12 protein-coding genes and 2 riboswitches are annotated in these 14,770 nt (G+C 45.5%); of the genes, 4 read left to right on the plus strand and 8 right to left on the minus strand.

Annotated features, from left to right (window positions below; translation table 11 throughout):
• Positions 1-57 precede the first annotated feature (57 nt).
• Entirely contained in the window at positions 58-1,833 is a 1,776-nt protein-coding gene (locus ZX61_RS09540; protein WP_049844407.1) for a PglL family O-oligosaccharyltransferase, read from the plus strand.
• Between the two features lie 64 nt (positions 1,834-1,897).
• Here ZX61_RS09540 and ZX61_RS09545 read toward each other — a convergent pair whose 3' ends face one another.
• A complete protein-coding gene (locus ZX61_RS09545; protein WP_049844408.1) occupies positions 1,898-3,019 on the minus strand; it encodes a pyridoxal-phosphate-dependent aminotransferase family protein in 1,122 nt (373 codons plus the stop codon).
• A 231-nt stretch (positions 3,020-3,250) separates the two neighbouring features.
• Positions 3,251-3,428, plus strand: a riboswitch (Lysine riboswitch).
• Between the two features lie 116 nt (positions 3,429-3,544).
• Here ZX61_RS09545 and lysC point away from each other — a divergent pair.
• The gene (gene lysC, locus ZX61_RS09550) at positions 3,545-4,897 is read left to right on the plus strand and encodes a lysine-sensitive aspartokinase 3 (protein WP_049844409.1); all 1,353 of its coding nucleotides are present in this window, start codon (positions 3,545-3,547) and stop codon (positions 4,895-4,897) included.
• 204 nt (positions 4,898-5,101) lie between these two features.
• On the opposite strand, the gene pmbA is transcribed toward lysC, so the two are convergent.
• Entirely contained in the window at positions 5,102-6,445 is a 1,344-nt protein-coding gene (pmbA, locus tag ZX61_RS09555) for a metalloprotease PmbA (RefSeq protein ID WP_049844410.1), read from the minus strand.
• A 109-nt stretch (positions 6,446-6,554) separates the two neighbouring features.
• On the opposite strand from pmbA, the gene yjgA reads away from it, so the two are divergent.
• Positions 6,555-7,082 carry a ribosome biogenesis factor YjgA gene (yjgA, locus tag ZX61_RS09560; protein WP_049844411.1) on the plus strand — a complete coding sequence of 176 codons (528 nt, stop codon included), beginning with the start codon at positions 6,555-6,557 and terminating at the stop codon, positions 7,080-7,082.
• A gap of 249 nt (positions 7,083-7,331) precedes the next feature.
• Here the strand turns inward: yjgA and thiQ are convergent, their stop codons facing one another.
• The 5 genes from thiQ to mpl form a co-directional block, all read right to left on the minus strand.
• The gene (gene thiQ, locus ZX61_RS09565) at positions 7,332-8,036 is read right to left on the minus strand and encodes a thiamine ABC transporter ATP-binding protein (protein WP_049844412.1); all 705 of its coding nucleotides are present in this window, start codon (positions 8,034-8,036) and stop codon (positions 7,332-7,334) included.
• Entirely contained in the window at positions 8,020-9,624 is a 1,605-nt protein-coding gene (gene thiP / locus ZX61_RS09570) for a thiamine/thiamine pyrophosphate ABC transporter permease ThiP (RefSeq protein WP_049844413.1), read from the minus strand. The genes thiQ and thiP overlap by 17 nt, the downstream gene beginning before the upstream one ends.
• A 9-nt stretch (positions 9,625-9,633) precedes the next feature.
• Positions 9,634-10,620: a thiamine ABC transporter substrate binding subunit gene (gene thiB, locus ZX61_RS09575; protein ID WP_371719519.1), complete on the minus strand. Its 987-nt coding sequence runs from the start codon at positions 10,618-10,620 to the stop codon at positions 9,634-9,636.
• 67 nt (positions 10,621-10,687) lie between these two features.
• Positions 10,688-10,808: riboswitch (TPP riboswitch) on the minus strand.
• A 52-nt stretch (positions 10,809-10,860) separates the two neighbouring features.
• On the minus strand, positions 10,861-11,484 hold the full coding sequence (locus ZX61_RS09580) for a flavin prenyltransferase UbiX (RefSeq protein ID WP_049844415.1): 624 nt from the start codon (positions 11,482-11,484) through the stop codon (positions 10,861-10,863).
• Between the two features lie 14 nt (positions 11,485-11,498).
• A complete protein-coding gene (gene mpl, locus ZX61_RS09585; protein ID WP_049844416.1) occupies positions 11,499-12,851 on the minus strand; it encodes a UDP-N-acetylmuramate:L-alanyl-gamma-D-glutamyl-meso-diaminopimelate ligase in 1,353 nt (450 codons plus the stop codon).
• Positions 12,852-13,156: 305 nt separating this feature from the next.
• On the opposite strand from mpl, the gene fbp reads away from it, so the two are divergent.
• Complete coding sequence (fbp, locus tag ZX61_RS09590) at positions 13,157-14,173, plus strand: class 1 fructose-bisphosphatase (RefSeq protein WP_049844417.1); 1,017 nt, start codon at positions 13,157-13,159, stop codon at positions 14,171-14,173.
• A gap of 243 nt (positions 14,174-14,416) precedes the next feature.
• Here the strand turns inward: fbp and ZX61_RS09595 are convergent, their stop codons facing one another.
• The gene (locus ZX61_RS09595) at positions 14,417-14,764 is read right to left on the minus strand and encodes a gamma-glutamylcyclotransferase family protein (RefSeq protein WP_049844418.1); all 348 of its coding nucleotides are present in this window, start codon (positions 14,762-14,764) and stop codon (positions 14,417-14,419) included.
• Between the last annotated feature and the right edge of the window lie 6 nt (positions 14,765-14,770).

The following is a 14,770-nucleotide window of genomic DNA, read 5'->3' on the forward strand; positions in this document are numbered from 1 at the left end:
GAATTTGCAGACCAGTGAACATCTTCACTGGTCTGTTTGTTTGAGGTATCAATATTTATGGCGACCACACATGTAGCAGGGACAGAGCTTGAAAAAAAGGCGCCAAAGATCCCATTAACCAAACCTTTCTTAGCTAGTGTTGGGATAGTCTTCCTACTCGCGATGCACTTCTTCATGCCCAACCCTGGGGGAGCAGGACTCGCATTGGCATTTAACCCAACCACATGGCTAGCAATCAGCTTTTCTATTGCGCTAGGCTTATACCAGCTCGGCAGTGATGGCAGTCTCAGGTACAACAAACTTACGATTGGCTTGTTTGTGTGCTGCATCATGCTCACCTTACCTGTGATATACGCTGGCTCAAGTATTGAGTTATCACTTGGTAAACTAACTGGTCTGTGGGCAGGGTATATTCTATTTGTCGTATTGCAACAATTTCGTTTCAGCAATAAACAGAAGCAACGTTTGTTATGGTTTATCACCATTGCTGTCTTTATTGAGGCAGTTCTCGGCTGGCTACAGTACTTATGGTTAGAGCCAGGTAATCTATTCGGCTACAACACCGAAGCTAACCGCCCCTATGGTATATTCCAACAGCCCAATGTAATGGCCAGTTTTCTCGCGACTGGATTAGCCTTATCGGGCTACTTGCTCACTCGACACCCAACCAAATACCAACGTAAAATCAGTGAAGTGGCATTGTTGTATTTAATGCCTACATTAACTATTCCACTATTGATTTTTTTAGCTTCTCGTACAGGTTGGTTAGCCGCTTTGCTATCTACCTCATTCCTCTTACCTTATATCTATAAATTCGCCACCAAAAAACGTTTTTGGGGTTGGATGATTTCTATTTTTTCTGGTCTATCACTCGCTTTTGCGATCGCGAATTTTTACCCAACAAATAACGAACTAATTGAAGAAAAGTTAAGAACTGAAGACGTGAGACAAAAGATCTACTCACAATCTTTGGATATGTTGATCGAGAAGCCATTTACTGGTTATGGCTACGGTCGATTTGAGCCTGAATATATTGTGTATACCGCTAGGCAGCACCAGCTCAATGATAGTTATAAACCTGGTTTGGCGGCTATGGATCATCCGCATAACGAGCTATTGTATTGGGGAGTAGAAGGCGGACTGTTGCCACTACTTGCAATAGTGCTCGCGGCACTGTTTGTACTCGCTCGTCTCTATCAAGCTAAGAAGGGCACTCGTTTAGCGATGTTTGCTCTGTTTGTTCCCATTGTCTTGCACAGTCAGCTTGAGTATCCGTTCTATCATTCTGCTATCCACTGGATAACCTTCGTTGTTCTACTTTATTGGGTAGATCAAAGGGCGAGCAGTTATCGCCAAGCGCCATTCAGTATTATCTCCAAGACGGCGCTACGGGTGTTTAGCTTAGTCATACCGATTGTGACGAGCTTCTATATGCTGACCACTTTGCATACCAATTACGTGCTTACCCAGTTTGAGCGCTCACAGCCTAAAGATCCTGACGTACTGAACCAAGTCACCAACCCTGTAGTTTGGAAAGACAGATACGATTGGGATATTTATAGCACCTATCTCAACATTGGCTTATATAAGCAAGATCCCCAGTTTATCCAGCCATATATAGATTGGTCACTGAAGGTTATTAAAGATAAACCTCGACCTGCTTTCTATAACAATTTGATCTTGGCCTATCAAGGATTGGGAGAGAGTGTTAAAGCAGAACAAATACGTAGTGAAGCTCAATTCTTGTTCCCAGAGAGAGATTTTTCTGAGGTGCAGTACATCCCACCGAATATAGATGCCTTAAAGGCTGACAGTGAAAAAGAGACTAACTAGAGTCTATTGATATAATTAAGGCGACCATAAGGTCGCCTTATTGGCTTATATATTATTGAGACTACTATTGCGTCAATGACTCTTCGAGCGCTCGTAAGCATAACGCGACATTTTCAGCGCGAGCACCGTAACCCATCAAGCCAATACGCCAAGCTTTACCTGCTAAAGCGCCTAAACCAGCGCCAATTTCTAGATTATAGGTCTCAAGCAAGTGTGTACGAACTTTCGCTTCATCAATACCTTGCGGAACATAAATAGCGTTTAGCTGAGGCAAGCGAGAGTCCTGCTCGACAACGAACTCAAAGCCTAACTTCTCCAAGCCTTGTTTAAGTTTTTCATGCATGTCGCGATGTCGCTGCCAAGCATTTTCTAACCCCTCATTCTTTAGAATTAACAGAGATTCATGCAAGGCATACAAGCTGTTGACTGGCGCTGTATGATGGTAGCTGCGCTTACCTTCACCACTCCAATATCCGAGCACTAAACTCTGATCAAGAAACCAGCTTTGAACAGGTGTAGTACGTGATTGAATTTTCTCTATTGCCGCAGGGGAAAACGTCACAGGTGACAAGCCTGGAACACAAGATAAACACTTCTGACTACCTGAGTAAACCGCATCAAGCTGCCACTCGTCTACTTTTAGTGGCACACCACCAAGAGAAGTCACTGCATCAACAATGGTTAACACGCCATACTGCTTAGCTAGTTTACCCAAAGCTTCTGCATCGCTACACGCACCAGTTGAAGTTTCGGCGTGAACAAAGGCAAGAATCTTAGCATCAGGGTGAGCTTTCAATGCTTGCTCGACTTTATCGACGGAAACCGGAGCGCCCCATTCATCATCGACAACTTCAGCAATGCCGCCTGCGCGTACAACATTTTCACGCATACGTTCACCAAACACACCGTTACGACAAATAATCACCTTTTCACCCGGCTCAATCAGGTTAACGAAACAGGTTTCCATCCCTGCACTACCTGGGGCAGAAACCGCAATGGTAAATTCATTTTCCGTTTGGAACGCGTATTTAAGTAGTGACTTCAATTCATCCATCATACCGACAAACAAAGGGTCTAAATGACCAACAGTTGGGCGACTCAAAGCTTGTAGCACTTGAGGGGAAATATCTGAAGGTCCAGGCCCCATTAAAATGCGATGTGGGGGGATAAAACTTTGAATCGTCATTGGCAGCTCCTTTTTAATATCAATTTAATTTTTGTTCTATCTTTACTTCCTTAAACCCACCTTAATTCAATTCTTTGCTGGCAGCAATTAGCCCAAAGTATTGAGGTCAAACCAGTGTCACAAGTTTGTTAATTATAAAAAGGCATAAAGTTACAAATTCTCATTGACATAGTTCACAGAAAAACGTTCAATGCGGATATGTGGCGAATATTTATGCCACATAGCAAATTTTTTTGCAGAAGAGGAGCACTGCCCAGGTAGACGTGTTGTGGAGCCACAAATCCTATACAACACTTTGAGGGGGAGCAGTGCCGAGGTAGATCTGAAGTGTTGGTTTAGATCTGTCGGTTGTTAGGGTTGAATCCCTACAACTGTCATCAGCTCAGTCTGATGATGAGCTTCTGAGGTAAGTCATACAAATAAAGACCCTCTCTCTTTCGCTCAATTCTCTTCATCAAAGCAAAACATTGGATGTTGGTATAGCTACCAAAAGTTTTTATTTTAGGAAGTCGTGGGAGAAATGCTGTGAGCAGTTTTAATGTAGCTAAATTTGGTGGAACAAGCGTCGCTAACTTTGAGGCAATGAGCCGCTGTACTGCAATTATTGAAGATAATCCAAACACTAAACTCGTTGTTAGCAGCGCCTGTTCAGGTGTAACCAACTTGTTAGTTGAATTGGCTAACGGCGTTCAAGATCAAGTTCGTCGCAGTGAGATTCTCACTAAACTGGCGCAAATTCATGATGCTGTACTGGAACAACTACAAGACTCAACCCAAGCAGCTAGCGATGTCTACGCGATTCTCGATACCGTAACTAGTCTTGCTGAAGCCGCTTCTATTCAATCCAGCCACAAATTGACCGACCACTTAGTTGCATGTGGGGAATTGATGTCGACTCACCTGCTTGCTCAATTGATGAGAGAGCGTGGCATCAATGCGGTACGTTTTGATATTCGTGACATCCTACGCACCGATAGTAATTTTGGTAAAGCAGAGCCTCAACTTGAGCAAATTAGTAGCCTTGCAAAGCAATCATTAGTTCCTCTATGCCAAGACGCGGTCGTTATTACGCAAGGCTTTATCGGCTCTGACGCCGAAGGCAACACCACCACTTTAGGTCGTGGCGGTAGCGACTACAGTGCAGCCTTGATCGCAGAAGCGGTTGAGGCATCTGGATTGGAAATTTGGACCGACGTTCCCGGTATTTACACCACAGATCCACGCATTGCTCCTAAGGCCTCACCTATTCCTGAGATTAGCTTTAGCGAAGCATCCGAAATGGCTAATTTTGGTGCTAAGATTCTTCATCCATCGACACTACTTCCGGCCTTACGCCATGATATTCCAGTCTTTGTTGGCTCTTCAAAAGAGCCTCAAAAAGGAGGCACTTGGATTCGCCATCAAGTAGAAAGCTCACCTTTGTTCCGTGCACTAGCCCTACGTTGCAACCAAACGATGGTGACACTGCGTAGCGCCAACATGTTCCATGCTTATGGCTTTCTGGCCAAGGTGTTTGAAATTCTCGCTAAACACAAAATCTCAGTCGACTTGATTACCACATCAGAGATCAGTGTTTCACTAACCTTAGATCAAACAGATACCTCTGGTGGCGCACCGCAGCTGCCAGAAGCTGCCCGTATAGAGCTTGAAGAGTTGTGTACCGTAGAGGTGGAACACAACCTGTGTTTAGTCGCACTGATCGGTAACAACATGAGTGAAAGCAGAGGCTACGCAAAACAAGTATTCAGTACGCTTGAAGACTTTAACCTACGCATGATCTGCTACGGCGCAAGCCCGCACAACCTGTGCTTTTTAGTTGAAGAATCGGTATCAAAGCAAGCGATTCAGAAACTGCATACCGAGTTGTTTGAAAAATAAAGGGATTCGGGATGATATCTAAAAGGGTTGGCATTTTGTGTCAGCCCTTTTATTTCAATAAATTATATCGTCATCCCCGAGAGCGAGGGACGAGCGAGTTGGGGATCTCTTAAAGCAAGTAACTAAACTATATGAGATTCCCTACTCCTTCCTTCGTCAGTCTATGGAATGACAAATGGGACGCGAAAGCGAAGATTTTACCTTTTATTCACCAGCGACTTTCATTGACTCTAGCAAGATAGAACCAGTCTGAATCTGCGAGCGAGTCTCTACATCGTTGCCTACCGCAACAATCTGATTAAACATCTCTTTTAGATTGCTTGCGATAGTAATTTCAGATACTGGGAATTGGATTTGGCCGTTTTCAACCCAAAAACCTGCCGCACCGCGCGAGTAGTCACCGGTAACAATATTAACGCCTTGGCCCATTACTTCGGTCACCAATAATCCAGTACCTAGCTCTTTTAGCATTTGCTCAAAGCTTTGACCTGTTGATTTGACAAACCAGTTGTGAATACCACCAGCATGGCCGGTTGGTGCCATATCCATTTTACGCGCTGCGTAACTGGTGAGCAGGTAAGTTGCAAGTACACCGTCAGTAATAATTTCACGGTCTTGGGTAAACACACCTTCACTATCAAATGGGCTTGAAGCAAGGCCACGCAGTACATGCGGACGTTCAGACACATTGAACCATTCCGGCAGCACTTGTTTACCAAGGTGATCAAGTAAGAAAGAAGATTTACGGTAAAGGTTACCGCCACTGATCGCCATCACTAGGTGACCAAGTAGGCCAGTTGCTACATCAGCAGCAAACATCACTGGATATTGACCTGTTTTTAGCTTTTGCGCATCTAAACGACTAACGGTCTTCTCCGCGGCCTTCTGACCGACGATCTCTGGTGCCCAAAGTTCGTCTTTATGGCGCGCAACCGTGTAGCTGTAATCACGCTCCATCTCACCATTGTTACCCTGACCAATCACACAACAACTGGTACTGTGACGGCTTGAAGCATAGCTTGCTAATAGGCCGTGACTGTTACCATAAACTTTCAGACCGTAGTGACTGTCATAACTGGCACCGTCACTCTGTTTGATTTTATCGCTGTAAGACAGAGCTTGTTTCTCAGCAGCAATCGCCACTTGCGCTGCATAATCGGGATCTGGCGTATCTGGGTGGAACAAATCAAGATCAGGCACATCTTGCACCATCAGCTCTTTAGGTGCAGGGCCAGCAAATGGATCTTCAGAGGTGTATTGAGCAATATCGAGCGCGGCAAGAACCGTTTGTTGAATCGCTTTATCACTTAGATCAGAAGTCGAAGCGCTGCCTTTACGTTGATTGCGGTAAACGGTAATCCCTAATGCTCCGTCGCTATTGAACTCAACGTTTTCTACTTCACACATACGGGTAGAAACACTTAAGCCCGTTGTTTTACTAATGGCGACTTCGGCTGCATCAGACTTCTCTGCTGCCATCTCTAGCGCTTTAGCTACTGCCGCTTCTAACTCAACGCGCTGTTGAGCAACTTGCTGTCTTACGTCCATATTTTCTTTATTTCTTAAGATCAATTGCCTTTAGAATAACAAGAATTTCGCTTTCTCCCCACGATTCTTGTTAAAATAGAGAAATAGATGTTCAAATTAAGGCAGAAAAATGGCACGTAAGAATCAAAAAGCGCCATGGGAAGAGGAAGAAGAGATCATTTGGGTCAGTAAGACCGAATTGAAACGCGATATGGAAGAGTTGCAAAAGCTAGGTGAAGAACTCGCCAGCCTGAAGCCTTCTGTGTTGGAAAAATTCCCGCTAAGTGAAGACCTTGCAGAGGCAATCAAAGACGCACAGCGCTTTAAAAACGAAGCGCGCCGTCGTCAACTTCAATACATCGGTAAGCTGATGCGCTTTGAAGACACTGAGCCACTTCAAGCAGCATTAGACAAGGTTCGCAACAAGCACTCTCAAGCAACGGCAGAGCTACATAAGCTAGAGCAACTGCGTGATCGAGTGGTTGAAGAAGGTGATAGTGCCATCGCTGAGGTGGTGGAGCTTTATCCAGCCGCGGATCGTCAACGCTTACGCCAGCTTGCTCGTCAGGCGGCAAAAGAGAAAAAAGCGGGCAAGCCTGCCAAGGCATTCCGCGAAATCTTCCAAGTGCTTAAAGCGCTAAACGAAGAAGAGATTTAAGCTGAAGAGCTGAAGAGCTGAAGAGCTGAAGAATATTGAGGGTTGACGTGAGAGCGTCAACCCTTTCTTTTTGATGGTTCCCAAGTCATCCCCGAGAGTGAGGTACGAACGAGTTGGGGATCTCTTCAAGCGAGCCGAAGGCTTTCTGAGATTCCCTACTCGCTCCTTCGTCGCTCTATGGAATGACGATTTGTTTCTCGCAAGGCGAAGCCCGAACTCAACTCTCTAAGGGCAAAGTCCGTTCCCTCCTCACTCCCCCGCGCGGACAAAATCACTTAGCGCTTGGTTAGCATGACTCGATGACAGCTGTTCAATGTTATCCGCAACTTCGACTCTGCCATTGGCGACAAAGATAAAATCAGAGGCAATCGCCTTGGCATCACTAATATGATGCGTCACCATTACCACCGTGATCTTTCTATCTTTAGCTAACTTGCTCACCAAACTAAGCATCTCTTCACGCAGAATAGGATCAAGCGCCGAAAAAGGCTCATCAAGCAGCCATATTTTATGTGGTTGAACAAAGCAGCGTGCTAATGCGACTCTTTGCCGCTGCCCACCTGAAAGTTGCTCTGGTAAACGGTCTAGATACGCCTCTACCCCAACTTGCTGCGCTGCTTGTTCTATTACGTTTTGTTGCTGAGCAGTAAGTTTCAACCCCGGATGAAGCCCAAGCCCGATGTTTTGACGCACTGTTAAATGAGCGAATAAGTTATGTTCTTGAAACAGCATTGCGAATGGGCGTTGATGTGGCTCTTTGCCAACAATATTACTGCCTTCAACCTCAATAGAGCCCTTGGTCGGTTCGATAAAACCCGCGACTAAAGCCAATAGGGTCGATTTGCCCGCGCCACTTGGCCCCATCAGGGCAACGATCGACTGCGGTGAAATCGAGGTATCAAAATGAAACAGTTCATTGTGATAGTAGTAATCGACATTACTTAAGGTCAGCATGATTCACCTTCGAGTTGGCTTTTAATAAGGTTTCAATGAGCGTGAAACAGCCGACGCTCAATAGTAATAGAGTTACAGATACTACTGCGGCAGATTCCATTTGATAGCTACCAAGCAGTTGGAATAGGTAAAGTGGCAAGGTGCGAAATTCTTGGCTACCAAACAAAGCAATCGCACTTAAATCACCAATGGCAAACATAAAGCTGATCGCAAAGGCATGAGCCATCGGCTTCTTCAGCGCCTTCCACTCGACCACTTTAAAACGATTCCAACCTTTCATGCCTAAACTGGCACAAACATATTGATATTGCTGCTCGACATGCAGCATAGGCTGAGACAGCGTTTTAATCACATATGGCAGACCCATTAAGGCATTCACGGCTACGACAACCACTAACGCTAAGCTAAATACATCCGTAAATGAACGCAGCAATAGAAACAGTCCGGTGGAAATCACAAGACCGGGTGTGACAAGAATAATGGTGCCAATCAGCTCAATATGATCGGCACTCTTCTCACGGTAGTTAAGGCGCAATCTCCGGCTGGTTAACAAGATGGCAATGCCAGCAATCACCGCAATCACACTTGCCATTGTGGCTACTTTCACTGACGCCCATAGAGCTTGCCAGAACCGCTCATCGGTAAAAACATCAATCGCATAGCTGTTAAGACCACTGAGTAGCACCATCAGTAGCGGCGGTAATACCAGCAACATAGAAAAGGCTATCCACCCCCAATCCCAACACTGAGAAACAAACGAGTCTTTAGACAAGTAAACAATCTGAGTCTGAGAGCCAGAAGTAACAGAAATCGGTTTGGCCAAACGCTGAATAGTCAGTGCCATAACACCGCACAGCATCATCTGCCAGATAGCCAATAGCGCACCAGCTTGGAGATCAAAATCAAACTTAATTGCTTGATAGATTGCCAGTTCAATCGTGGTTGACTTAGGCCCACCGCCGAGTGCCATTACCGTAGCAAAACTGGTGAAACAGAGCATAAACACCAAGCCACTGACATGAGGTAATTGCTGTCGCAACCGAGGCCACTCGATCCAACGAAACTTATCCCAATGCCCCATTCCGAGATGAGCGCACAGTTTATGCTGCTCTTGTGGGATAGAGTCTAGCGCCTGCAACAGTAGTCGGGTCGCATAGGGAAGATTAAAAAACACGTGCGCCAGTAAAATACCATTGAGCCCATATATTGAGAACGGCAACTTGCTATCTAAGCTTTTGAACAGCTCTGCGATCAAACCGCTATTACCATAAATGGCGAGCAAGCCAAACACACCGACCAAGACAGGCAACACTAGTGTCGTAGCAAATAGTTTTAGTAGTAAGGATTTTCCGACAAACCGACGCCGAGAAAGTGCATGTGCGACAGGAACAGCCAAACCAACACTGAGCAAAGTAGAGAAAAAAGATTGATAGAAACTGAATTTAGTGACATGTCGATAGTATGGTTCATGCCATATCTGGCTAATATCCAAAGAAGGCGCATTAACCAGTAAAGCACCGAGCGCAGAAATGACAAAGGTCGCGATTAATATCGCGACCCATAGGCCTATTTTAGGGGTATTACGCAAAAGTTCCCCTTAGAAAGTGAGCGCACTTTGCCATTCACGAACCCAAGACTTACGATTCTCAGCAACTTGATCGGCGCTAAAGGTCAACGCTTTACTTGGCAGAGTCAATGTTTCGAAGCCTTGTGGTAATGCTACATCCGTAACTGGGTACATCCAGTTTCCGGTTGGCATTGCTGATTGAAACTCTTCACTCAGGATGAAATTCATGAACTCATCAGCAAGCTTCTGATTTTTTGAAGCCTTAACTTTTGCTGCCACTTCCACTTGGGTGTAGTGGCCTTCGGCAAAATCAGCCGCAGCGTATTTGTTGTCATTCTCAGCAATCAAATGATAAGCAGGAGATGTGGTGTAAGAAAGCACCAGATCAGATTCACCTTCTAGGAACATAGAATAAGCTTCAGACCAACCTTTGGTCACTGTAACAGTTTTCTTCGCGAGACTCTGCCACGCCTGCGTAACATCATCACCGTAGACTGACTTCATCCACAACATCAAACCTTGTCCAGGTGTCGAAGTACGCGGATCTTGATAGATCACTTTCAGGTCGTCTCGAGATTCCACCAACTCTTTAAGGCTTTGGGGTGGATTCGCCAATTTTTCCTTGTTGTAAACAAACGCGAAATAACCAAAATCGTAAGGAACAAACGTCTTATCCGTCCACCCATTAGGTAGAGTAACCTTGCTGGTATCGACACTATGCTGTGTGAGCAAGCCCGTCTTCTTTGCTTCTGCCATCAGGTTATTATCTAAACCCAAAATGATGTCCGCTTTACTATTGTCACCTTCTAGACGTAAGCGGTTGAGAATAGAAACGCCATCATCCAGCGCAACAAAGTTAATGTCACAATCACAATGTGCTTCAAACGCCTTTTCTACTACCGGGCCAGGTCCCCAGTCGGCAGCAAAAGAGTCATAAGTGTAGATCGTTAAGCTGTTTTGTTCGGCAAAAGATGGAAATGTCGCTAACGTTGCTAGCGCGAGGGTGCTGATTGAAATGGTTCTTAGAGTGTTATTCACTGCTCGCTCTCTCCTTGTATGAGCGGCACAGGGTTGAGAAGCGGATAATCAGTCCAGACTCAATTCCTACGCCAGCATTATCTGGTTCAGGTACACGGGTCCCAAGCAATCGCTTGATCTCAGCTGGACTAACATAAGTTAAGCCAATAGCTCCCCGATGAGTAACGGTCGAATTGTAATAGTTATGTGACTCAATAGCTAGCGCTGTTCACACCTCTGCTAATGATGGGGATCGTAGCCCCAACGCGGCACTAACCCTTGCTCTATTCCTAGGTGGTCAAGAATACGCGCGACCATAAAATCAACCAGATCCTCTATCGATTTAGGTTGATGATAAAAACCTGGTGCAGCAGGCATGATAGTTACGCCCATTTGTGACAACTTGTGCATGTTCTCTAGATGCAGAGTAGAAAATGGGGTCTCACGAACCACTAGCAGCAGTTGGCCGCGCTCTTTCATCACCACGTCTGCAGCACGTTCAATCAGGTTGTCCGACATACCGTGTGCAATCGCTGCAACGCTTCCTGCTGAGCATGGACAGACAACCATCTGTTTCGGCGCAGCAGAGCCAGATGCTACCGGAGAGAACCAGTCATCTTTACCGCATACAATCAGCTTGTCTGGGTCACAGTTAAGGTGCTCGACCAAAGTTTGCTTAGCCGAATCAGGATTGGCGGGCAGTTTGAGTTCATGTTCAGTTGCTAGCACCACTCTCGCCGCTGATGAAACAAGCAGATAAACTTGATAATCAGCAGCCAGTAGGCACTCCAACAGGCGTAAACCATAAGGAGCGCCGGAGGCACCAGTAAAGGCTAAGGTGATGGCTTTTTGTTGCTTGGTCATATTTAAAAACTACACTATTGGGCTAGCTTTGCCAGAAGCTTGTTATGAATTCCTTCGAACCCGCCATTGCTCATTACCAAAATCTGATCACCTGAGCTAGCACTAGCCACAATTTGCTCCACAAGCTCATCGACATTATTGGAGGTTTGCGCGGGTTGGGCACATTGAGCGGCGATCTCTTCCACCGACCAATCTATCGAATCAGGTTGATATAAGAACACCTGATCGGCTTTTTGTAACGACGCGGCCAACGTATCCTTGTGCACACCTCGCTTCATTGTAGCGCTGCGCGGTTCGAGTACCGCGATAATCTTGCTATCGCCGACCTTGTTACGTAATCCACCGAGCGTCAGTTCAATCGCGGTCGGATGATGGGCAAAATCGTCGTAAACCGTGATGCCATTGACCTCACCTTTAAGCTCAAGGCGACGTTTGGTATTGATGAACTTGGCTAACGATTCACAAGCCAGGTCTGGGGTGACACCGACATGACGCGCTGCAGCTATCGCCATCAAAGCGTTATCTACATTGTGATCACCAACTAGGTTCCAACTCACAATACCCACTTGCTCACCTTGGAACAGTACTTTGAACTGCGAGCCATCAATGTTTACTTTCTCCGCCTGCCAGTCACCTTGCTCTCCACTAAACTCGGTTTCACTCCAACAACCGCGCTCAAGTACGTCTTGTAGTGCGCTGTCTTGTTTCGGTGCAAAAACGCGTCCATTGCCCGGTACTGTGCGAACAAGATGATGGAACTGACGTTTTATCGCTTCAAGATCGTCAAAGATGTCGGCATGATCGAACTCTAGGTTGTTCATGACTAAGGTGCGAGGATGGTAGTGGACAAACTTAGAACGCTTATCGAAAAAAGCACTGTCATATTCGTCAGCTTCAACGACAAAGAACATGCTTTCACCAAGACGTGCTGAGATGCCGAAATTACCCAGTACACCACCAACTAAGAAGCCCGGCTTATAGCCACAGTCTTCTAAGATCCACGCCAACATACTGGACGTTGTGGTTTTTCCATGAGTACCAGACACCGCTAATACCCAACGGTCATGAAGTAAGAACTCTTGTAACCACTGCGGACCAGAGGTGTAACGCAGGTTATTATTCAGTACATATTCGACACATGGATTGCCACGGCTCATCGCATTACCAATCACCACTAAGTCTGGCGCAGGGTCGAGTTGCGACGGGTCAAAGCCTTCTATAATTTCAATACCTTGAGATTCGAGTAGAGTACTCATTGGTGGATAAACATTGGCATCACATCCTGTGACTTTATGCCCTAATTGACGTGCTAATACAGCTGCACCACCCATAAAAGTGCCACAGATCCCCAGTATATGAATGTGCATAGAAAAGCCTTGTTCTAAGCGGAAAATATTGTCCTCATTATGGCGACAATATGGCAAAAAGCGAACTACTTTAGCCACCTTCAAACAGAGAAATGACTCACTGATTACGCTTTGCTCACTCTCTGATCTCTCATCGCTGTGAAAACTGTTGAAAGTTTACTAAAAAATTTGAGATCTAAGACAGTTAGTTCATTACCAATAAAAAGATCTAACTTTTACACTTATCTCGGGTAGTCATAAAAGCTCCGTTAGAGAACGAGACGTCCCATTCCCCCTATCTATGAGCGACTTTTAAAGGAAAAACCATGTCTGGAATGCGCACCCTTGGCGAGTTCATTGTTGAAAAGCAAGCGGACTTCCCCCACGCTAGCGGTGATCTATCATCCCTACTCTCTTCAATTCGCCTTGCTGCAAAAATTGTTAACCGCGAAATTAACGCAGCCGGTCTAGGTGATATTACTGGTGCAGTTGGTACTGCAAACGTTCAAGGTGAAGATCAGCAAAAGCTCGATGTCTACGCGAACGATAAATTTAAGGCCGCTCTTGAAGCCCGAGATCAAGTATGTGGTGTTGCCAGTGAAGAAGAAGACGAGGCGGTAGCGTTTAATAAAGAACTCAACAAAAACGCAAAATACGTTGTATTAATGGATCCATTGGATGGTTCTTCTAACATCGACGTTAACGTTTCTGTTGGTACTATTTTCTCGATTTATCGCCGTGTATCACCAATCGGTACGCCGCCAACAGAAGAAGATTTTCTTCAGCCTGGTCACAAGCAAGTTGCCGCAGGCTATGTCATTTACGGCTCTTCAACCATGTTGGTATACACAACAGGTAATGGTGTTAACGGCTTCACATACGACCCTTCATTAGGCACCTTCTGTCTATCACATGAAAACATGATGATTCCACAAGACGGTAGCATCTACTCAATCAACGAAGGTAACTATATTCGCTTCCCTATGGGTGTGAAGAAGTACATCAAGTACTGTCAGGAAAGTGCGCCAAGCGACAATCGTCCATATACTTCACGTTACATTGGCTCTTTGGTAGCAGACTTTCACCGCAACCTGCTGAAAGGGGGTATCTACCTCTACCCAAGCACAGAAAGCCATCCAAACGGTAAGCTGCGCCTGCTATACGAATGTAACCCTATGGCTTACATCATCGAACAAGCAGGTGGTGTCGCGTCTGACGGCGTACAACGCATTATGGATATCAAACCAACAGAACTGCACCAGCGTGTGCCATTCTTTGTTGGTTCGAAAAACATGGTTAAAAAAGTGGAAGAGTTTTTAGAACTCAATCGCGAAGAAAACTAATCTTCCAAAGTAGGAAAGAAAAAGAGTCGCTTAATCGCGACTCTTTTGCGTTTAAAAAGGCTGAAACTGCGATTGAGTGACATCCTGATATATAATGTTGCTTACCATAATGACCAATCGCCTTCCACACTGCTTAACGGGGGTGGTTGCGTGGCACATCCGGCTAACATTAATGCCACTAGAACAAATTGTAATTTCATCGCTCTCTCCTTAGTCAAGTTACCCATTCGCTATCGGTAAGTATTACACCTTTTGGCACCAATCACCGGAGGAGATTAGCGTCTCTAGTTGGTGAGCTTGCTGATAAATGTACATCCAAGCTAAGCCGAAAGGCGTGTCGATTTGCTCACGACGATAGGTTATCGGCACATCTTCCAGTAGGTCTAACTGGCGCAGCGTCTGGTCATTGACCCGATAGACTTCACCATAAATCACGCTATGCCCATCTACTACGGCTGGATAAGCGCCAAGATCATAAAGACTGTAAATGGGAGGCGTCGCATACTTCCCTAACCATTCTGAATGCACCAAGAAATGATGATTACTTTGCCCCTGACGCAATGTGCCATAAACAAATACTAACTGTTGCATGACATC

This window comes from Vibrio sp. VPAP30 (assembly GCF_001188205.1).
Taxonomy (GTDB): Bacteria; Pseudomonadota; Gammaproteobacteria; order Enterobacterales; family Vibrionaceae; genus Vibrio; species Vibrio bivalvicida.